General features: G+C 72.0%; 15 protein-coding genes and 1 tRNA gene. 10 read left to right on the forward strand and 6 right to left on the reverse strand.

Annotation, left to right across the window (positions count from 1 at the left end; all coding sequences use genetic code 11):
- Positions 1 to 170: 170 nt before the first annotated feature.
- From ACIGNX_RS30095 to ACIGNX_RS30130, 8 genes are all read left to right on the forward strand, one after another.
- On the forward strand, positions 171 to 1,706 hold the full coding sequence (locus ACIGNX_RS30095) for an ABC transporter substrate-binding protein (RefSeq protein ID WP_396544200.1): 1,536 nt from the start codon (positions 171 to 173) through the stop codon (positions 1,704 to 1,706).
- Positions 1,703 to 2,647: an ABC transporter permease gene (locus ACIGNX_RS30100; protein WP_396544201.1), complete on the forward strand. Its 945-nt coding sequence runs from the start codon at positions 1,703 to 1,705 to the stop codon at positions 2,645 to 2,647. Before ACIGNX_RS30095 ends, ACIGNX_RS30100 begins: the two co-directional genes overlap by 4 nt.
- Positions 2,644 to 3,417 carry an ABC transporter permease gene (locus ACIGNX_RS30105; RefSeq protein ID WP_396544202.1) on the forward strand — a complete coding sequence of 258 codons (774 nt, stop codon included), beginning with the start codon at positions 2,644 to 2,646 and terminating at the stop codon, positions 3,415 to 3,417. The genes ACIGNX_RS30100 and ACIGNX_RS30105 overlap by 4 nt, the downstream gene beginning before the upstream one ends.
- Entirely contained in the window at positions 3,414 to 4,832 is a 1,419-nt protein-coding gene (locus ACIGNX_RS30110) for an ABC transporter ATP-binding protein (protein ID WP_396544203.1), read from the forward strand. The genes ACIGNX_RS30105 and ACIGNX_RS30110 overlap by 4 nt, the downstream gene beginning before the upstream one ends.
- 32 nt (positions 4,833 to 4,864) lie before the next feature.
- Positions 4,865 to 5,398: a GNAT family N-acetyltransferase gene (locus ACIGNX_RS30115; RefSeq protein WP_396544204.1), complete on the forward strand. Its 534-nt coding sequence runs from the start codon at positions 4,865 to 4,867 to the stop codon at positions 5,396 to 5,398.
- Positions 5,399 to 5,693: 295 nt separating this feature from the next.
- Positions 5,694 to 6,911, forward strand: a complete 1,218-nt coding sequence (locus tag ACIGNX_RS30120) for a hypothetical protein (protein ID WP_396544205.1) — start codon at positions 5,694 to 5,696, stop codon at positions 6,909 to 6,911.
- Positions 6,912 to 7,235: 324 nt separating this feature from the next.
- Positions 7,236 to 8,456, forward strand: a complete 1,221-nt coding sequence (locus ACIGNX_RS30125; protein ID WP_396544206.1) for a PQQ-dependent sugar dehydrogenase — start codon at positions 7,236 to 7,238, stop codon at positions 8,454 to 8,456.
- A 229-nt stretch (positions 8,457 to 8,685) separates the two neighbouring features.
- Complete coding sequence (locus tag ACIGNX_RS30130) at positions 8,686 to 12,018, forward strand: NACHT domain-containing protein (protein WP_396544207.1); 3,333 nt, start codon at positions 8,686 to 8,688, stop codon at positions 12,016 to 12,018.
- Between the two features lie 90 nt (positions 12,019 to 12,108).
- Here ACIGNX_RS30130 and ACIGNX_RS30135 read toward each other — a convergent pair whose 3' ends face one another.
- On the reverse strand, positions 12,109 to 13,512 hold the full coding sequence (locus tag ACIGNX_RS30135; RefSeq protein ID WP_396544208.1) for a cellulase family glycosylhydrolase: 1,404 nt from the start codon (positions 13,510 to 13,512) through the stop codon (positions 12,109 to 12,111).
- A gap of 260 nt (positions 13,513 to 13,772) precedes the next feature.
- Entirely contained in the window at positions 13,773 to 15,173 is a 1,401-nt protein-coding gene (locus ACIGNX_RS30140) for an endo-1,4-beta-xylanase (protein WP_396544209.1), read from the reverse strand.
- A 656-nt stretch (positions 15,174 to 15,829) separates the two neighbouring features.
- Between ACIGNX_RS30140 and ACIGNX_RS30145 the strand changes: the two genes are divergently transcribed.
- On the forward strand, positions 15,830 to 16,585 hold the full coding sequence (locus ACIGNX_RS30145) for an IclR family transcriptional regulator (RefSeq protein WP_396544210.1): 756 nt from the start codon (positions 15,830 to 15,832) through the stop codon (positions 16,583 to 16,585).
- 66 nt (positions 16,586 to 16,651) lie between these two features.
- Here ACIGNX_RS30145 and ACIGNX_RS30150 read toward each other — a convergent pair whose 3' ends face one another.
- From ACIGNX_RS30150 to htpG, 3 genes are all read right to left on the reverse strand, one after another.
- Positions 16,652 to 17,104 (reverse strand): SRPBCC domain-containing protein, encoded by a 453-nt coding sequence (locus ACIGNX_RS30150; protein ID WP_396544211.1) that lies wholly within the window; start codon positions 17,102 to 17,104, stop codon positions 16,652 to 16,654.
- The gene (locus ACIGNX_RS30155; RefSeq protein WP_396544212.1) at positions 17,101 to 17,439 is read right to left on the reverse strand and encodes an ArsR/SmtB family transcription factor; all 339 of its coding nucleotides are present in this window, start codon (positions 17,437 to 17,439) and stop codon (positions 17,101 to 17,103) included. The genes ACIGNX_RS30150 and ACIGNX_RS30155 overlap by 4 nt, the downstream gene beginning before the upstream one ends.
- 98 nt (positions 17,440 to 17,537) lie before the next feature.
- Complete coding sequence (htpG, locus tag ACIGNX_RS30160) at positions 17,538 to 19,409, reverse strand: molecular chaperone HtpG (RefSeq protein WP_396544213.1); 1,872 nt, start codon at positions 19,407 to 19,409, stop codon at positions 17,538 to 17,540.
- A gap of 96 nt (positions 19,410 to 19,505) precedes the next feature.
- Between htpG and ACIGNX_RS30165 the strand changes: the two genes are divergently transcribed.
- Positions 19,506 to 20,090, forward strand: coding sequence for a nitroreductase family protein (locus tag ACIGNX_RS30165; RefSeq protein ID WP_396544214.1), 585 nt, complete (start codon positions 19,506 to 19,508; stop codon positions 20,088 to 20,090).
- 3 nt (positions 20,091 to 20,093) lie between these two features.
- On the opposite strand, the gene ACIGNX_RS30170 is transcribed toward ACIGNX_RS30165, so the two are convergent.
- Positions 20,094 to 20,168: transfer RNA gene (locus tag ACIGNX_RS30170), tRNA-Ser, on the reverse strand.
- Between the last annotated feature and the right edge of the window lie 11 nt (positions 20,169 to 20,179).

Consider the following 20,179-nt stretch of genomic DNA (forward strand, 5'->3'; position numbering starts at 1 on the left):
CTAAACAGCGACGATCCGCAACAGGTCTGAATCAGTGGCCAGGGCGTCCGGAACGACGGGGCGGCCATTCCTTCCGAGCCACCGCGCGGCAGACACGCCATCAGCCACACCCCATCGCCCTGGGCATCCGGGGCACCAACCCCGAACAACATCAACCTTAGGGAACCACCATGACCCTGAACCGCCGCGGTTTCCTCGGCCTCACCTCCGGCCTGGCGGCCGCCACCCTCGCCGGGTGCGGCGGCAGTGCCGCGCCGGCCTCCCCCGCGGCCACCCCGCGGGCGGGCGGCAGGCTGCGCGCCGCCTTCGCGGGCGGTGGCGCCAAGGAGGTCCTGGACCCGCACCTGGCCAACCTGTTCGTCGAGGCCGCGCGGTCCAAGGCGGTGTTCGACAAGCTCGCCGACCTCGGCGGCGACGTGTCACCGCAGCCGCGCCTGGCGGAGCGGTGGGAGCCGAGCGCGGACCTGACCCGCTGGCGGATCACCCTGCGCCAGGCGGCGTTCCACGACGGCAGACCGGTGCGCGCCACCGACGTGCTGGCCAGCTACGCGCGCATCCTCGACCCGAACCGCGCGTTCCGGGCCAAATCCAGCCTCGCACTGATCGACCTGCCCAACAGTCGCGCGGTGGACGACCGGACGGTGGAGTTCGCGCTCAAGCGGCCGTTCGTGGAGTTCCCCAACGTCCTGGCCGCGTTCGGCGCGTACATCGTGCCCGAGGGCGCCGAGGACTTCACCCGACCCGTGGGGTCGGGGCCGTTCGGCTTCGTGTCGTTCGAGCCCGGCAAGTCGGTGCTGCTCAAGCGCAACCCCGACTACTGGGACGGCGCGCCGCACCTGGACGAGCTGGAGTTCGTGATCGCCAACGAGGAGTCCGCGCGCGCCAACGCCCTGCTCGGCGGCCAGGTCGAGTACGCGCACGACCTCACGCCCACCACCGCGCGCAGCCACACCGGCAGCGATCGGATGACGATCCACCGCGCGCCCAACAGCGCCGTGCAGGCGTTCGCGATGAAGCTGGACCGGCCGCCGTTCGACGACCGCGACCTGCGCGAGGCGCTGTTCCTGCTCGCCGACCGGCCGCAGCTGGTCGAGTCGGTGCTGGCGGGCAGCGGTCAGGTCGGCAACGACCTGTTCGGCAAGGGCTACCGGCACTACGCCGACGACATCCCGCAGCGCACCCGCGACCTGGACAAGGCGAAGTTCCTCATCCGCAAGGCCGGCGCCGAGGGCCTCACGGTCACGCTGGACACCTCCACCGCCGCGGCCGGCATGGTGGAGGCCGCCACCGTGTTCGCCGACCAGGCCAGGGGCTCCGGGCTGACCATCGAGGTCGTCACCGGCAACAAGGACAGCTACTGGGCCGACACGCTGAAGAACGGCTCCCTGTCCAGCTTCCGGTCCGGCGCGATGCCGATCGAGACCCACGTGGCGCAACGCCTGCTCAGCGGTTCGGGCACGAACGTGACCAAGTGGGCCAGGCCGGAGTTCGACGCGCTCTACGAGCAGGCGGTGTCCACATCGGACGAAGCCGTGCGGGCCGAGGCGTACCAGCGGATGCAGCGCTCGCTGCACGCCGAGGGCGGCTACCTGATGTGGGGCTTCGCCGACTGGATCGTGGGCACCGCCCCGAACGTCGGCGGGATCTCGACCGCGCCCGCGAACACCCTGGACTGGGCGCGGTTCGACGAGGTGTGGCTGGGGTGAACCTCGCCTCCTACGCGGCCCGGCGGCTCGCGCTCGGGCTGGTGCAGGTGCTCGCCGCGGTCACCGCCGTGTTCCTCCTGGTGCAGGCGCTGCCGGGGGACGCGGCGGTCGCGCTGGCCGGCGACAACCCGGACCCGGCGCGGATCGGGGCGATCCGCGCGGCCATGGGCCTGGACCGCCCCGTGCCCGAGCGGTTCCTGGACTGGCTGGCCGGGTTGCCGCGGCTGGACCTCGGCACGTCGCTGGTGTCGGGGCGGCCGGTGGCGGAGTTCCTGCTCGACGGGATCGGTCCGACCCTCGTGCTGGCGACGGCGACCCTGGTGCTGCTGCTGCCGATCTCGGTGCTGGTCGGCGTCCTGGCCGCGTTGCGCGAAGGCGGCCTGCCGGACCGGGTGCTCACGTCGGTCGGCGTGGCGCTGCACTCCATCCCGGAGTTCGCGCTGGCCGTGGTGCTGATCGCGCTGTTCGGCGTGCGGTTGGGGTGGCTGCCGCCGACCGCCGTCGACGCGGACCTGCTCGCCCAGCCGGCGGCGCTGGTGCTGCCGCTGGTCGTGCTGGTGGCCCGGCCGATCTGCTCGATCAGCCGACTGGTGCGCGCGGGCATGCTGGACGCGCTGGCGTCGGACTACGTGCGGCACGCCCGTCGCCTCGGGCTCGGCGAGACGCGGGTGCGGTTCGCCCACGCCCTGCCCAACGCCCTGGCGCCGGCCGTGCAGCAGGTCGCGCGCACCGCGGACTGGCTGCTGGGTGGCGTGATCGTCGTCGAGGCGGTGTTCGTCATCCCCGGCCTCGGCACGGTCCTGGTGGACGCCGTGGCCGGCCGCGACCTGCCCGTGGTGCAGGGCTTGGCGGTGGTCTTCGCGGTCACGACGGTGGCCGTGAACCTGGTGGCGGACCTGGTGGCGTTCCGGCTCGCGCCGCGCGCGGAGGTGGTCGCGTGAAGCGGGCGGGCGCCGGTGGGCTGCTGATCGCGGTACCGCTGGCACTGGCGCTGTTCGGCCCCCTGTTCGTGCCGGAGGAGCAGGCGCGCGGCGCCCCCTTCGTGCCGCTGGGTCCGCTGGGCACCGACTTCGTGGGCCGTGACACCTGGCACCAGGTGCTCGCGGGCGGCCGGACGGTCGTGCTGGTCGCGCTGCTCGCCACCGCCCTGTCCTACGTCGTCGGCGTCCCCTACGGCGTCGTCGCGGCCACCGCCCGGCCGCGGCTGGTCGACGAGGTGCTGATGCGCCCCCTCGACGTGCTGCTGGCGGTGCCCTCGCTGCTGGTGCTGATCCTCGTGGCCGCCGTCGCCGGGCCGGGACTCGGCGTGCTCGTCGGCATCACCGCGCTGGTCAACTTCCCCGACGTCGCCCGCCTCTCGCGCGCGGCGGCCCTGGAGGTCGCCGGGCGGCCGGCGCTGGAGGCGATGCGGATGCAGGGCGAGTCGTGGTGGCGGACCTCGGTCGTCTACACCGGGCGGTCGATGGCGCGCACCCTCGCCGCCGACCTGGGCGTCCGGCTCACCGGCGCGCTGTACCTGGTGGCGTCGGCCGGCTTCCTGGGTGTCGGCGTGCCGCCCGACGCGGCGGACTGGGCCGTCATGGTGGACCGCAACCGGGGTGGGCTGTTCCTCCAGCCGTGGGCCGTGGTGGTGCCCGCCCTGCTGATCGTCGCCCTGTCCGTCGGGGTGAACCTGGTGTTCGACCGCGCGTTGCGGGAGGTGCGCGCATGACCCCGGTCGTGCGCGTGGCGGGCCTGCGCGCCGAGGCCGGGGGCCGCGTGCTGCTCGACGGCGTCGGCTTCACCCTGTCGGCCGGCCGGGTGCTCGCGCTGGTCGGCGCCTCGGGCAGCGGCAAGACCACCACGGGCCTCGCCCTGCTCGGCGAACACGCGCCGGGCGTGTCCGTCGACGGGCACGTCGAGGTGCGCGGGCGCGTCGCGTTCGTGCCGCAGCAGCCGTCGGCCGCGCTGAACCCGGTGCGGCGGCTGGGCGCGGTGTTCCGCGAGATCGCGGCCCGGCACGACGGCGACCCGGACGCGCTGGTGGCCGCGGCCCTGCGCCGGGCCCGGGTGCCGGCCGACCTGCTGCGCCGCTACCCCCACCAGCTCTCCGGCGGCCAGCAGCAGCGGGTCGTGCTCGCCCAGGCACTGGTCGGCGACCCGGCGGTGCTGGTGGCCGACGAACCCACCACCGGGCAGGACGCCCTGACCCGCGCCGAGGTCGTGGGCGAACTCGGCACCCTGGTCGCCCGCGGCGTGGCGCTGGTGCTGCTGACCCACGACGTGGCGGCGGTGCGGGCGCTCGCCGACGAGGTCGTGGTGCTGCGCGGTGGCCGCGTGGTCGAAGCCGGACCGGCGGACGACCTGCTGACCGACCCCCGGGAGGACTACACCCGCGCGCTGCTCGACACCGCGCCGCGGGTCCCCGCCGAGGTCGTCCGGCGGGAGCCGCGGCTGCGGGTGCGCGGCCTGACCGCCCGCCACCGCGACGCCACCGTCCTGCACGGCGTGGACCTGGAGGTCGGCGAACGCCTCGCGGTGGTCGGCCGCTCCGGCAGCGGCAAGACCACCCTCGGCCGGTGCCTGGCCGGGCTGCACCGGCAGGCCACCGGCGAGGTGCTGCTGCACGGCCGACCGCTCGCCCGGTCGCTGCGCCGCCGCCCGCGCGCCGCCCTGGCCGCGGTGCAGTACGTGTTCCAGGACGCGCGGGGGTCGTTCGACGAACACCGACCCGTGCTGGACCAGGTCGCCCGCACGGCGGTGCGGTTGCGCGGGGTGCGCCCGGCCGAGGCGCGGGCCGAGGCGCTCGCCGCCCTGGCCCGCGTCGGTCTGGACGGGGACACCGCGTCGCGCCCGCCACGCGGCCTGTCCGGCGGCGAGCTCCAGCGGGCCGCGCTCGTGCGCGCCCTGCTCGCCGAACCGGAGGTGCTCGTCTGCGACGAGATCACCTCCGGCCTGGACGCGGTCACCCGCGCCGGGCTGCTCGACCTGCTCGCGGGCGTGCCGTGCGCGCTCGTGCTGATCAGCCACGACCTCGACGTCGTGGCCCGACTCGCGGACCGGGTCGTCGTGCTCCACGAAGGACGCGTCGTCCTGCGCGGTCCGGTCGCCACGACCCTGGACGGCGCGGAAGAGAGGATGAAGTGAACGAGCACCACCAGGCCGCGGACCTTTGCGAGGTGCGGTTGGCGACCCACGCCGACCTGCCCGGGGCCCGCAGCGTCATGCTGGACACCTTCTACCACGAGTTCGGCCACGGTTACCGCCCCCGGTGGCACACCGACGTGGTCGACCTGGCCGGCACCTACCTCGACACGCCGAGGCACGCGCTGTTCGTCGCGGTCGACGGGGACGAGGTCGTGGGCACGACGGCCGTGCGGGCGCAGGGACCGGCCAGCCCGCCCCACCCGCCCTGGATCGCCGAGCGCTACTCCGGCGACGGGACGGCGCAGCTGTTCCGGGTGTACGTGCGACCGGGGCACCGGCGCCGGGGGTTGGCGCGCAGGCTGGTCGGTGCCGCGGTCGGGTTCATCGCCGAGACGCCCGGCTACGAGCGGATCTACCTGCACACCGACACCCGCGTGCCCGGCGCCGAGGCGTTCTGGCGCTCGATGGCGGTCGAGGTGTGCGACGCCCGCGACGGCGACCCGGGCCACCACCAGACCGTCCACTTCGAGATCCCGGTGTCGGTGCCGACCGGACCTGCCCGGTAGGGGTGACCTGACCGGCCGGCCCGGTCCCGAGCCGGCCGGTTCCCTGGAAGTGGTACGTGCACCGCGGGGCGGGCCCGCGCCACTTCACGGATCGTTCGACGGCTCAGGTGCCCACTTGTCACCCGTTCGCGTGAAGGACCCCCGGTAGGGGACCAACCGGCGTAACAGGCTGCTACGAGCGGGCGAGGTATCGGGCACCTGGGCGTCGATGACGGCCGGCTCCCCGACCAGCGGCCGGGAGGCCGGCGCCACCGGGGCCTTCACCGACAGCTCCACGTCGAGGGAGGACACCGACATGGCAGTCCCCATCAACCTGACCACCAGGCTCACCCGCCTGCACTGCCACGACGAGGGTGACGGCTGGGGCAACGCCGAGCCGTACCTGTGGGCCGTCTTCTTCAAGATCGACGGTGACAGCTACGTCGTGCAGCAGGGCGCGGGCCTCATCGGCTCGCCCGTCGTCGTCTCGTCGAACGGCAGCCACGGCAACCTCGGCGACACCGACGTCGACGCCGGCGAGGACGTCGCCGTCCCGGAGGGCATCGGCTCGTTCAACACCGTCCTCAAGCCGATCCCGGTCAACGACCCGTTCATCGCCGGCCTGCTGCCCGAGCGCAACCTGCCCGGCATCACCGGCGTGGTCGTCGCCGCCATGGAGCAGGACGGCTGGCCCGACAGCCTGGCCGACGACAGCTACAACGCCTTCGTCAACGCCGTGCACCTGGCCGTGGTGCAGGTGGCGGCCGACTTTCAGCACGCCGCGCACGCGCCGACGCCCGAGGAGCTCAAGGCGGCCGTCGACCGGGTCAAGGCCAACGCCGCCGCGTCGGTCCGGACGCAGGTCAAGGGCAGCATGGACGCCTGGGAGCTGCTGTGGTTCGGCACGTTCGGCGACAACGACGACTCGATCGGCACGGAGGCGTTCACCACCGACTGCGACGCGCTCCGGGCCACGCCCGACATCGACTTCTCCCGGCGCTGGACCGAGGAGGAGGCCGGGGACGGCGACTGGGAGCTGTTCGGCTGGTTCGGGGGCAACGCGCTCCCGCCCCCGGTCGACGGCTGCGACCTCGACGGCCTCTTCGCCCGCACCTCGGCCGACGAGGAGCTGAAGGGCCGTTCCTTCGGCGCGATGCGCGCGTTCCGCGACACGACGTTCCGCGAGTACCCCGGCCTGGCCGCGTGGTGGGCCGCCGCCATGGACGCCGCACCGGAGCTGGCGCACCTCGCCGGCACCGACGAGCGGGTCCGGCGTTCGCTGGAGCACCTGCTGGCCCAGGCCCCGCGGCTGCTGGCGGACCCGCGCGAGCAGATCCGGGCCGACGACGTGGCGGCGGCCCAGCTCGTCCTCCAACGCCTGGCCGCGCAGAGCCCGGTGCAGGCCATGCGGTTCGCCCGCCAGGCCGTGCGCGCGTTCGCCGAGGTGGAGGGCAAGTCGTGGGAGGAAGGGCTGGACTTCCTGGGCCGGGCCAAGCCCCGCGGCCGTTCGTTGCGGGCACGGGCGCGGCGGTAGCCGGTGACGACGGTCGCGACCCTCCCGCGACCGTCGCACGGCCCCGCGGTGCGCGGACCGGCGTGCCGCGGTCTTCCGCGGAACGGACGGCGGGCGAATTCGCGTCGACCCCGCCGTTGAACGGGATCGGGAATTCTTCCGAAGCGCTCAAGGGGATCATGTCAGCGGCGCGGGACGTCGGTACCAATGCGCCACGGGGTGGAATTCCGGTTTCCTCGGGCATCTTGCGAGAACCAATTGCGCGGCTGGAGGTATCAGCGGAGTCGCGGTACGTTCGGGAGCGCTCCCAGAACGTGTCGGTCACCCTGCCCGAGGAGCCAAACCATGTTGCGACGGCGTTGTCGCCCGGCCGCCCTGCCGGCGGTGCTGCTCATCCTCGCCCTGTCCGCGTTCCTGTTGCCCTCGTTGTCCCCCGGCGGTGGCGCGGCGGCCGACCCGGTCGGCGCCCGCGCGGTGCCGCTGTCCGAGTTGACCGTGGTGTCCGAGCAGGTGGCGACGGGCCTGCGGCGTCCGGTCGCGATCACCGGGTTGCCGGACGGCCGGATGCTGATCGTGGAGAAGGAGGGCACCGTCCGCGCCTACCACCCCGACACCGGGCTGGCGGCCGAACCGGTGCTCGACCTGACCGACCGGATCGACGACTCGGACAACGAGCGCGGCCTGCTCGGCATCACGCCCGCGCCGAACTTCGCCCGGACCGGGATGCTGTACGTGGCGTACACGAGCCGGCCGGCCGGCGCGCTGACCCTGGCCCGGGTGTCCCTCAACGCCCCGGCGCGGGTGCAGGTGCTGCTCACCCAGGAGCACGCCGAGTACGGCAACCACAACGGCGGCCAGGTCGCGTTCGGCCGCGACGGCTACCTCTACTGGTCCCTCGGCGACGGCGGCCACGCCGACGACCCGTTCAAGTCGGGCCAGGACCTGGGCACCCTGCTCGGCAAGATCGTGCGGATCGACGTCAACCGCGCGTGCGCGCCGAAGCCCTACTGCGTGCCGACGACCAACCCGTTCGTCCGCGTGCCGGGCGCGCGGCCGGAGATCTGGCTGTACGGCCTGCGCAACCCGTGGCGGTTCTCGGTCGACCCGGTCGACGGCTCGCTGTGGATCGGCGACGTCGGCCAGGGCCTGGTCGAGGAGGTCAACCACATCCGCCCGGCGCAGGGCGGGGCGAACCTCGGCTGGTCCTGCAAGGAGGGCACCCCGGTGTTCGACCCGCAGCAGTGCCGGGCCGGCGGGCGGTACACCGACCCCGTCTTCGAGTACGACCACTACAACGACAACTGCTCGGTCACGGGCGGCGTGGTGTACCGGGGGTCGCGGACGCCGGCGGCGTGGGGCACCTACATCGCGAGCGACTACTGCTCGACCCGCGTGTTCGCCGTGCGCCCCCAGCTCGACGGCGGCTACGAGACCGCCACGATCGGCAACTTCCCCACCCAGCCGACCGCGATCGACGCCGACGTGCACGGTGAGCTGTACGTGCTCAGCGACCTCCCCGGGTACCTGAACAAGGTGCGGTTCGAGCGGGTCCGGCCGACCCGCTGAGTTTCCGCGCGACGGAGCGAATTCGGGGACGGCCGCTTCCGCTGCCGTCCCCGGTTCGTCGGCCCCGAATGTCCACCGGTGGTCGCGGACATGCCGCTTGGAATCGAATCCGGATCTCCGCGACCCTTCCCGATCATTCGAACCCGGTCCCCTCTGCCACACCGTTCTTCGTGCCGCGGGAATCGGCGAAGAACCCTGGCGCGGCTTCGTCCCGTGGCACGATTGGTCGATGGCGCGTGTGTATGTGTCGTCGACCTTCACCGACCTCCAGGACCACCGCGAGGCGGTGCGCACGGCGATCCGGCGGATGGGCCACGAGGACGTGGCGATGGAGCACTACCTCGCCGAGGACCGACGACCGCTGGACCGGTGCCTGGCCGACGTGCGCGCCTGCGACCTGTACGTGGTGGTCATGGCGTGGCGGTACGGGTTCGTGCCCGAGGGGATGGACCGTTCGGTCACCGACCTGGAGTACCGCGAGGCGGTCGCGGCGGGGAAGCCGGTGCTGGCCTTCGTGCTGTCCGACGACCAGCCCTGGCAGCCCAGGCTCATGGAGGCGACGCCGAGAGTCGCGGAGTTCCGCGCGGAACTGCTCCGACGGCGGGTCGCGGGCGTGTTCACCAGCAAGGACGACCTCGCCCGGCGGGTCACCGAGGCACTGCACGCGTGGGACCGCCCGACGACGCCCTTGATGGACTGGGACGTCTACCGCCAGGCCGTGGTCGAGCGCTACCGGTGGGTGCGGCTGTCGGTGATCGCCGGCGCCCAGGACAAGCGGGTGGCGATGATCCCGCTGACGGACGTGTTCGTGCCGCAGCAGCTCTACCCCGGCCGTCCCGAGTTCGACGTGCCGTGGGAGGACGCGGCGACCTCGAGGGACGCGGTGCGCGTGCTGGGCGAGTCCCGGCGCCAGGTGGTGCTGGGCGGTCCGGGCAGCGGCAAGAGCACGCTCTTCCACGCCGCGGTGCTGTCGCTGTGCGACCCCGCCGCCCGGGAGGACGCGGTGCCGCCCGCGTTGCGGTCCTTACCGGTGCCGCTGCTGGTCGAGTTGCGCCAGTACGTCCTCGACGGCAGCGGCGACTTCGTGGGGTACGTCGAGAAGAACGTCGCCGACTCGTTGAACGTGCGCCTGCCCCCCGGCACCGTCGACCAGCTGTTGCGCGACGGCGGCGCGGTGGTGTTCTTCGACGGGCTGGACGAGATCCTGGACCCGGCCGTGCGCGCCCGCGTGGTGGACCGGTTCCGGGCGTTCACCGGGCGCTACCCGGATTGCTGGGTCGTCGTGTCGTCGCGGATCGTCGGCTACGACGACACCGAGCTGGGGCTGGCCGGGTTCGACCACCACACGCTCCTGGACTTCGGGCTGCGCGAGATCGGCCAGTTCGTGCCGCGCTGGTACGAGCACTACGTGGTCGAGGGCGAGGACCGCGACGCCGCCGGCCTGATCCGCCGCATCACCGACAACCCGCGGCTGCTGGAGCTGGCGGGCAACCCGCTGCTGCTCAGCATGATGGCGATCATCTACAAGCACCACGACCTGCCCGAGAAGCGCTGGCAGCTCTACGCGCGCTGCACCGGTGTGCTGCTGGAGGACTGGGACGTCAAGCGCAAGCGGATCGACACGCGTGAGCTGCTGCGGCTCGACTTCCCCGTCGGGGCGGACCAGAAGTCGGAGATCCTGGAGCAGGTCGCGGTGCTGATGCTCAACGGGGACAAGTCCGGCGAGCTCAACGCCATCGGCTACGAACCGCTGCGCGACGTCGTGGCCGGGTACCTGGAGAGCCAGTACGCCCGCCCCGCGGGGGAAGCGCGGGCGTTGGCCGTGGAGATCCTCAACCACCTGCGCGAGCGCACGCACGTGCTGGCCGAGATCGGTGACGGGGTCTTCGGCTTCGTGCACCGGACGTTCATGGAGTACTTCGCGGCCCGGCACGTGCTGACCGGGTTCAACCGACGTCGGGCCGACTACCCCTGGCTCCTCAACGAGGTCTACGCCCGCCGGTGGAACGACGACCGGTGGCACGAGGCGCTCCTGCTGCTGTCGGGGATGCTGGCGGGGCAGGGCTCACCGGTGCGCGAGATCGTGGACTCGTTGCAGGACTCGCAGCGGTCGCGGTTGTTCGCGGCGCACTGCCTCGCGGAAGCCGGCCAGGTGCCGCCGGACGACCGCGCGTGGGCCGCCGGCGTGCTGGCCGCCACCGCCGAGGTGGTCCGGGCCCGGGTCGCCAAGCGCCGCGCGGCGGAGAAGGTCGAGGAGGCCATCGCGGTCTTCGGCCAGCTCGCCGTGTTCGTCCGAGCCGACCAGCAGACTAGCCGCACGATCGCCAAGCTGCTGGCGTCCGACTCGACCCACCACCGGGTCGCCGGTTGGCAGCTCGACATCGCGCTCGCGCCCCGCGCCACGCGGCGGGGCATGGCGCTGAACGCGCTCGAACGGCCGGACGCGACCGTGCGCCGGGCGGCGATCGCCGTGCTGGAACGCGAGTGGCCCGGTGACGAGGTGGTGTTCCGCGCCCTCGGGGAGCGGTTGCGCACCGAGCAGAACAGCAAGATCCGCGAACCGCTGCTCGCCGCCCTCGACCGCAACTGGCCGCGCCGGCCCGAGGTCCTCGACGTGCTGCGCCGCCACCCGGCGCACACCGCACCGCACTCGCACCTGTGCTGGTTGGCGGAGCACCTCGCCACCGCCTGGGCGCGCGACCGCGAGGCCCGGGCTCTCGTGCTGGGCCTCGCCGGCGGGTGGAACCGCCGGTTGCCCGACAAGCAGCAGTGGGCCGTCGTCCACGCGGTCCGGGCGGCCCTGGTCGCCGGCTGGGCCGGGGTGGACGACACGGCGCAGTTCCTGGACGACGCCTTCGGCCGGGAGAAGGACCTCTCGATCCGGCTCGCCGCCGCCACCGCGCTGCTGGAACTGGACGCCGCGGCGGGCCTGCGGTGGCTGCGCACCCTGGACGCCGGTGAGCTGACCGGGATCTACCCGGTGGTCGTCGACCTCTTCGGCTCGGACCGCCGCGTCCTCGACTGGGCGATCGGGACGGCCGTGGAACCCGATTTCCCGACCGAGGAAGCGACGTACACGTTGGCCTCGGCGGCCCTCGCCCGACCGGACGTCGAACTCGTGCTCCGCGCGTACAGCAGGTACCACCACAAGTGGCTCGTCAGGGCCACGGCGACCCGGACGATGGCGTTGGCGACCACCAGGCGGCTCCTCCAGCACGCCCAACCCGCCGCCCTCCGGGGCGCGAACCACGTCCGGAGGACGGGCCAGTGGCTCGAAGAGGTGCAACGCGCCATCGTCGGCGGCTACTGGCAGAGCAGACCGGACCTGGTGGCGGCCGTGACCGAGCGGCTGACGCTGGCGACGGAGCAAGCGGACGTCACCATCCTGCAAGGGCTCCTGCCGCTCGTCGAGGAGACGCTGGTCGACTGGCGCGGCGCCGCGTCCCACACCGGCCTGGCCAACGCCGTCGTCGTCGCCAGGGACCTGCTGGGAAGGCGGCGGTCGGCGCGACCGGAGCGGGCCCGCGGCGGACCGACCGCCGCTCAGCGCGCCGGTCGGTGACGGTCCTCCCCCGACCTTCCCGACCTTCCCGGCCTTCCCGGCGAACGGGGACGGGACCCCGCGCGGCAACGCGGGGTCCCGTCGGGTCGGTCAGCTGGTCGGGAAGTTGTCCGCCGTGCTGATCCGGCTCTTCAGCAGCGCGCCCGACTCGGTGAGCACACCGCTGCTGGAGTAGTCGCCGCCGTTGCACGTGCCCGGCCGCAGGGCCGCGCTGCTCTCGTTGGCGTCCGAGTACGTCCAGTTCGCGTAGCTGATCTTGAGCTGGTCCAGCAGGTCGAGCCAGGCGATCGTGCTCGACCGGTCGAACGTGCCGCCGCCCGTGGCCAGCACCGTGCCGAACTCAGTCACGAACAGGGGCAGGCGGGTGGCCGCCCGGCTGACCGCGGCGCGGTAGTTGTCCTTGTGCGAGGCGGCGTAGAAGTGGAACGCGTACATGATGTTCGTGGCGTTGACCGGGTTGTTGATGACCTCGGTCTCGCTCGAACCCTCCGACACGCCCAGCGACGACCAGGCCCGGGTGCCGACGATGACCACGGCGTCCGGGTCGGCGGCGCGGATCACCGGGATGACCTGCTCGGCGTAGCTCTTGATCGACGCCCAGCTCACGCCGTTCGGCTCGTTGGCGATCTCGTAGATCACGTTCTTCTTGGCCGAGTTGCGCTGCGCCACGGACGCGAAGAAGGTCTTCGCCCGGTCGATGTTGTAGTTCGGGTCACCCGGCGTGAGGATGTGGAAGTCGATCAGGGCGTACATCCCGCGGGCCTCGGCCTGGTCGACCAGGCTGTTCACCCGGCTGGTGAACCCGGACGGGTTGGTCTCGTAGCCCTGCTCCTGCACGTACATCGCGATGCGCAGCAGGTCGGACTTCCAGTCGTCGGCCAGCGCGGTCAACGAGTTGCTGTTGTAGCACTTGTCGAACCACTGGATGCCGTGCGTGCTCATGCCGCGCAGCTGGATCGGCCGGTTGTACTGGTTGCACAGGTTCACGCCGCAGACCCGCAACTGCCCGTTGATCTCGACCGGGGTGCGGCCGACGGGCGGGGTGGTCGTCGTCGTGGTCGTGGTCGTCGTGCTGGTCGACGTCGTGGTGCCCGTGCAGGCGACGCCGTTGAGCGTGAACGACGTGGGCGTGGGGTTGCTGCCCGACCAGGACCCGACGAACCCGAGGTCCGTCGACCCGCCGGTGCCCAGCGTCCGGTTCCAGTCGACGTTGGTGGCGGTGGCGGTGGAGCCCGACTGGGTCCACGTGGCGTTCCAGCCCTGGGTCACCCGCTGGGAGCTGTTCGGGAAGGTGACGCCGAGGGTCCACCCGCTGATGGTGTCACCGAGGTTGGTGACCTTGACGGTGGCCTGGAAGCCGCCGTTCCACTGGCTGGTGACGGCGTAGTCAACCTTGCACCCCTGGGCGGCGGCCGCGGCGTTCGGCAGCGTCGTCGTGGCTGCCGCACCGAGTGCCACCGCGCAGGCGGCAAGAACTGCGGTGGAGCGCTTCACTGAGCCCCTCCTCATCTCGACATATGTCTGGGAGCGCTCCCAGACCCGTCGGGAACGTACACCGGGACGAGCGGTGCCGTACAGGGCTCATCTCGCGGAGTGACACTCGGCCGGTCACGCTGCGTGGTGACCCGGGGTCGTCCAGCGATCCGGCGCCAACCCTTTCGCAGGGCGGTGACCTGCGAGGACACCGCCGAGCGCGGAATGCGGAACGGCCTGGTGCGGGGGGTTCCGCACCAGGCCGTTCGGTCACCGCTCGATCAGCTCGCGGTGCAGCTCGCCGTGACGCCCGAGGCCGAGCCCGTGCCCTGGAAGCCGAACTCGGTCGTCGTCCCGGCCGCGAGGCGGCCGTTGTAGCTGACGTTGCGCCACTGCACCGCACCCGTGGTGCCGGAGCGATCGGCGTTCCACGCGTTGGTGACCGTCGCGCCGGACGGCAGGTTGGTCGTGACCGTCCACCCGTTGATCGCCGCCGAACCGGCGGTCACCCGCACCGTCGCGACGAAGCCCTCGGCCCACGAGTTGAGCGACACCGTGGCGGTGCAGCCGCCGTTGCCGGGGATGGTCGTCGTCGTGGTGGTCGTGGTCGTCGTGGTGGTGGTGTCCGTCGTCGTGGTCGTGGTCGACGTCGGGATGGTCGTGCCGCCGCTGTTGAGCGCGTTCAGCGTCGAGGTGTAGGCGGCCTTCTTGTTGCCGGAGCCGTCGAAGAGCAGCGGGGTGCCCGAGGAGCGCCAGGAGTCGCTGTCGCGGATGCCCCACACCGTGATGCCGGTGCAGCGGGCCACGGCCAGGCACGCCTTGACCACGCGCTCGTAGTTCTGGGCCTGCGCGGTGCCCGAGCCCTCGATGTCCAACTCGGTGATCTGCACGTCCACGCCCAGCGCGGCGAAGCTGGACAGCGTGGTCTGGTAGTTGGACGGCACCGGGCTCTGGCTGTTGAAGTGCGACTGGAACCCGACGCAGTCGATCGGCACGCCCCGCGACTTGAAGTCCTGCACCATCTTGTAGACGGCCTGGGTCTTGGCGTGGGTCCAGTCGTCGGTGTTGTAGTCGTTGTAGCAGAGCTTCGCGCCCGGGTCCGCAGACCGCGCCGCCCGGAACGCCGCCTCGATCCAGTCGTTGCCCGTGCGCTGCAGGTTCGAGTCACGACGCGCACCCGAGGAACCGTCCTGGAACGCCTCGTTCACCACGTCCCAGGCGTAGATCTTGCCCCGGTAGTACGTCGCCACCTGCGTGACGTGGTTGATCATCGCGCTGCGCAGCGCCGAACCGCTCATGTTCTGCATCCAGCCCGGCTGCTGCGAGTGCCACGCCAGCGTGTGCCCGCGCACCCGCATCCCCTGGCTGCGCGCGTGGTTCACGATCCGGTCGGCGTTGGCGTAGCTGAACTGGTTCTGGTTCGGCTCCGTCGCGTCGATCTTCATCTCGTTCTCGGCCGTGACCATGTTGAACTCGCGGTTCAGGATCCCCACGTACGTGGAGTCGCCGAGCTTGTTCGCCGCCACGGCCGTGCCGAAGTACCGGCCGGACTCGGCGGCGGAAGCGCCGAGCGTGGTGCCGGCGCTCGCCGACGTCGCCAGGAGCACCGCGGCGCCCGTGGTGGCCGTCACCAACGTCGACACGAGGGCCGCTCGCAACACTGACTTCGATGTCAGCTTCATGTTCGCACCTTCTGGGAGCACCTGCGGGTTCGGCAGGTGATGGGTTGGTTGCTCGGGCGACCCTGACCTCCGGGGCGGGGTGGTCCGGGTCCGCGCACTTGGCCGGGGAGGGCCCGGTGCCGCGGAACTCCTCCCCGCCAACGACAGTCCTGTTGAGTCGATCCTCCAGAGCGTGCTCAGCGCAGGCCGACACCGTCGGGGGCGGCACCCGACCGTCCGGCCTGAAACTTTTAGAAGTATTAACCGAAACAGATAGGTCTGGCAAGCACCGAATCACCGCAACCGTGCGGACCTGCGGGGATCGCGGTGCGAGGCATCGACCCGGGAGTCCGATGGTGGTCGACTGGCCGTTACGCGGGCGTTCCTATCAAAAAGCCTGCTGAGGCACCACAGGTGGACCGTTTCAAGCGTACTGGAAGGGATGATCCAGTCGTGGGCGGCATCCTCGGTTACCTTCGAAAGTATTCGAAACTATATTCGCAAGTTTTATCGACAGAGTGCTCCGAATATCCCCGGTGGCATTGGGCCGAACGCAGCCGTGCCGACTCGTCGCACCCCTTCGCCGCCCACTGCGCTTCCACTGGGTGAAAGGGTCGGCGCTCCGCGGCGGCCGGCGGGGTTAGGTTCGGCTCTTCGAGCGTGCGGAGGGAACCGGGATGGCGGTCGACGGCACACACCGGCGGTCCGTGGCCGGGCGGGCGTTGGCGCTGCTCGGCGTGTTCGACGCGAACCACCCGCGGCTGAGGTTGGCCGACCTGGCGCGGCGCGCGGACCTGCCGGCGGCGACCGCGCACCGGCTGGCCGGCGAGCTGGTGTCGTGGGGCGCGCTGGACCGCGACGCGGACGGGTACTTCAGCATCGGGCTGCGGCTGTGGGAGGCGGCGACGCTGGCGCCGGTGGCCGGACGGCTGCGGGAGGTCGCGCTGCCGTTCATGCAGGACCTGTACGAGACGACCCGGGAGAACATCCACCTGGCCGTGCACGACGGGTTCGACGCGCTGTACGTGGAGAAGCTGTCCGGCCACCGCTCGGTGCCGGTGATCTCGCGGACCGGCGCGCGGCTGCCGCTGCACCCGACCGGCGTCGGCAAGGCGTTGCTCGCCCACGCCGACGCCGGTTTCGTGCGCGCCTACCTGAGCCGCCCGTTGCGCCGCTTCACGCCCTACACGATCACCGAGCGGGCGCGCCTGGCGCGGGAGCTGCGCGTGACGGTGGCCCGGGGGTACGCGTTGACGAGCGAGGAGATGACGCTGGGCTCGTCCTCCGTGGCCGTGCCGATCCCCCTCGACGGGCGGGGACCGGCCGGTGCGCTCGGCGTCGTGGTCCGCTCCGTGCGCACCGACCTGCACCGCCTCGTGCCGGACCTGCGTGCGGCGGCCAACGGGATCGCCCGGCGGCTGGCCGCGACCTGAGCGTGGAACTCGGGGGTCCCGAGCGTTCGACACACGGGGCCTGGACGTTCGACACACGCGGTTCGGTCAGGGGGCGGTCAGGGCTTCGGGGAGTCGGCGGGTCACGATGGCGCGCCAGCCGCCGCCCATGATGGTGCGGGCGCGTTGCTGGAGCGGGTCGTCGGGGTCGATGCCCTCGTGGGCGAGGAAGAGCCGGGTGCCGCGACCCTCCGCCTCCAGGGTCCAGGTGATCGTCCAGTCCGCGCGGCCGGGGCTGTCCGGATCGGCGTCGCGCCACCCGAGGCGCAGCATGCGTTCCGGCTCGAACGCCAGCACCTCCACCCGCACCACACCGGAGAACCCGGTGCCGGGCATGGCCTGCCCGCGCATCGTGTAGCGGTGGCCGACCTCCAGCCGGAAGTCGCCGGGCATCAGCCAGCGGGCGATCAGGTCCGGCTCGGTCAGCGCCCGCCACACCTTCGCCGGCGGGTGCGCCAGGAACTGGTCGACCCGGACGGCGGTCGGGTCCTCCCCCGTCACGACCCGTCACCGTCCAGCGAGTCGAGCACGTCGCGCAGCCCGGTGAGCTTCTCGCGCCAGAACCGCTCGAACGGGTTCAGCCACTCCTGCACCTCGTACAGGGCGGCGGCCTCCAGCCGGTACACCCGCTGCCTGCCGGCCCGGCTCTCGTCGACCAGCCCGGCCTCCCGCAGCACCCGCAGGTGCTCGGAGAAGCTCGGGCGGGCCATGGCGAAGTGCGCGGCGAGGTCGTTGACCGGCCGGGGCCCGGTGTCGCGCAGCAGCCGCAGCACCTCGCGGCGCACCGGGCTGGCCAGGGCCGCGAACACGCGCTCCCCGTTGTCCGTGGTGTTCATGCACCCACTATAGGTAGGAAATCTCCTACCTATCAAGTCTCCGCGGCGAGGACCCCCGGCGAGGGCCCCGGCGTCGGGGCCCTCGCGCGGTCAGCGGTTCAGAGCGCCCGCTCCAGGTGCGCCGACATCAGCCGGACGAACCGGGCCGAGTCGGGCAGGTCGCCGCCCTCGGCCAGCAGCGCCATGCCGTGCAGCAGCTCGGCCGACTCGGCGAGCGAGGCGTCCTCGCCGCCGCGCTCGTCGAACGCCTTGCGCAGGCCCGCCACCAGGGCGTGGTCGGGGTTCAGCTCCAGGATGCGCTTCACCGGCGGCAACTCCTGGCCCATCGCCCGGTACATCTTCTCCAGGGTCGGGGTCAGGTCGTGGGCGTCGCCGACGACGCACGCGGGCGACGTGGTCAGCCGCGAGGACAGCCGCACCTCCTTGACCTCGTTCGACAGGGTGGTCGTCATCCACTTGAGGAAGTCGGCGAAGTCCTCTTGCCGCGCCCCGGCCCGCTCCTTCTCCTCCTCCGTCTCCAGGTCGACCTGCCCCTTGGCGATCGACTGGAACGCCTTGTCCCGGAACCCGGGCACGGCGTCGACCCACATCTCGTCGATCGGGTCGGTGAGGATCAGCACCTCGAAGCCCTTGGCCCGCAGGGCCTCCAGGTGCGGCGAGTTCTCCACGGTGGCCCGCGAGTCGCCGGTCATGTAGTAGATGTGCTGCTGGTCGTCCTTCATCCGCTCGACGTACCCCGCCAGCGTGGTGGGCTTCTCGGGGTCGGCCGTGGAGGCGAACGAGGCGATGTCCAGGATGGCGTCGCGGTTGTCCGGGTCGCTGAGCAGGCCCTCCTTGACCGCGCCGCCGAACTCGCGCCAGAACGTCTCGTAGGACTCCGGCTTGTCGGCCATGAGGCCCTTGACGGTGGAGAGCACCTTCTTGACCAGGCGGCGGCGCACGAGCTGGATCTGGCGGTCGTGCTGGAGCAGTTCCCGGGACACGTTCAGCGAGAGGTCCTGGGCGTCCACCACGCCCTTGACGAACCGCAGGTACTCGGGCATCAGCTCTTCGCAGTCGTCCATGATGAAGACGCGCTTGACGTAGAGCTGCACGCCCCGCTTGCGCTCGCGCAGGAACAGGTCCAGCGGTGCCTGCGAGGGGATGAACAGCAGCGCCTGGTACTCGAACACGCCCTCGCCGTGCATGCGGATGGTCTCGAGCGGCTTGTTCCAGTCGTGGCTGACGTGCCGGTAGAACTCGGCGTACTCGTCCTCGCCGACCTCGGAGGCGGGCCGCGCCCACAGGGCCTTGCGGGAGTTGATCGTGGTCGGCTCGCCGCCGTCCTCCGCGGCCATCCGGATCGGCCAGGTGATGAAGTCGGCGTACCGCTTGACGATCTCGGTGATCTTGGCGGTCGACGTGTAGTCGGCGAGGTGGTCCTCGGGGTCGGCCGGCTTGAGGTGCAGCGTGACGGAGGTGCCCTGCGGCGCGTCCTCGACGTCCTCGATCGTGTAGGTGCCCTCGCCGGCGGACTCCCACCGCACGCCCTCCGCCGAACGGGGGTGCCTGGTCACCAGCGTCACCTTGTCGGCGACCATGAACGACGAGTAGAAGCCGATGCCGAACTGCCCGATGAGGTCCTGCGAGGCGGCGGCGTCCTGGGACTCCTTGAGCTTCTGCAGGAACTCGGCCGTGCCGGACTTGGCGATCGTGCCGATGAGCCCGATCACGTCGTCGCGGGTCATGCCGATGCCGTTGTCCCGGATCGTGAGCGTGCGCGCCTCCCGGTCGACCTCGATCGCGACGTGCAGGTCGGACGTGTCCGCGACCAGCTCCTTGTCGCGGAACGTCTCCAGGCGGAGCTTGTCCAGCGCGTCCGAGGCGTTGGACACCAGCTCGCGCAGGAACGTGTCCTTGTTCGAGTACACCGAGTGGATCATCAGCCGCAGGAGCTGACGCGCCTCCGACTGGAACTCACGCGTCTCCACGTTCGTCCTTTCTCTTCCGACCTCCGTCGATCCGTCATCGTATCGAGTCCGCCGGTGTGGTTGCCTGGTGCCGAGGCCGACGATCGGGAGGTTGCCGTGGAGTTCCAGGACGTGGTGCGCCGCCGGCGGATGGTGCGCGAGTTCACCGACGAGCCGGTGTCGGACGCGAGCGTCCGTCGGATCATGCGCAACGCGCTGCGCGGCCCGTCCGCCGGGTACTCGCAGGGCCAGGCGTTCCTGGTGCTGCGGGGCGAGGAGCTGACGCGGTTCTACGGCTCGGTGCGGCTGTGGACGCTGGAGACGGTGAAGACCGCGCCGGTGGTCGTGGTGGCGTTCGCGGTGAAGGACGCCTACCTCGACCGGTACGCCGAGCCGGACAAGGGGTGGACCGACCGCGCCGAGGACCGCTGGCCGGTGCCCTTCTGGTACGTCGACACCGGCATGGCCGTGCTGCTGGTGTTGCAGACCGCGGTGGACGAGGGCCTCGGCGCGGTGTACTTCGGCATCGGCGCGGAGGACTTCGACCGGCTGCGCGCGGAGTTCGGGGTGCCGGCGAACCACGTGCCGATCGGGGCGGTCGCGATCGGGCACGGCGCGCAGGAGGGCGTCTCGGAGGGCGCGTCGCCGCGCACCCGGTCGCGGCGGCCGTTCGAGGAGGCCGTGCGCTTCGGGCACTGGTAGCGGTCGTCCCGCCAGGTCTCGAACCTGGGTCCTCCCGCCGGTCGAGGGCGGGTGCTCTGCCACCTGAGCTACAGGACGTGCGGTCCCCC

This window comes from Actinosynnema sp. NPDC053489 (assembly GCF_044544865.1).
Lineage (GTDB): Bacteria > Actinomycetota > Actinomycetes > Mycobacteriales > Pseudonocardiaceae > Actinosynnema.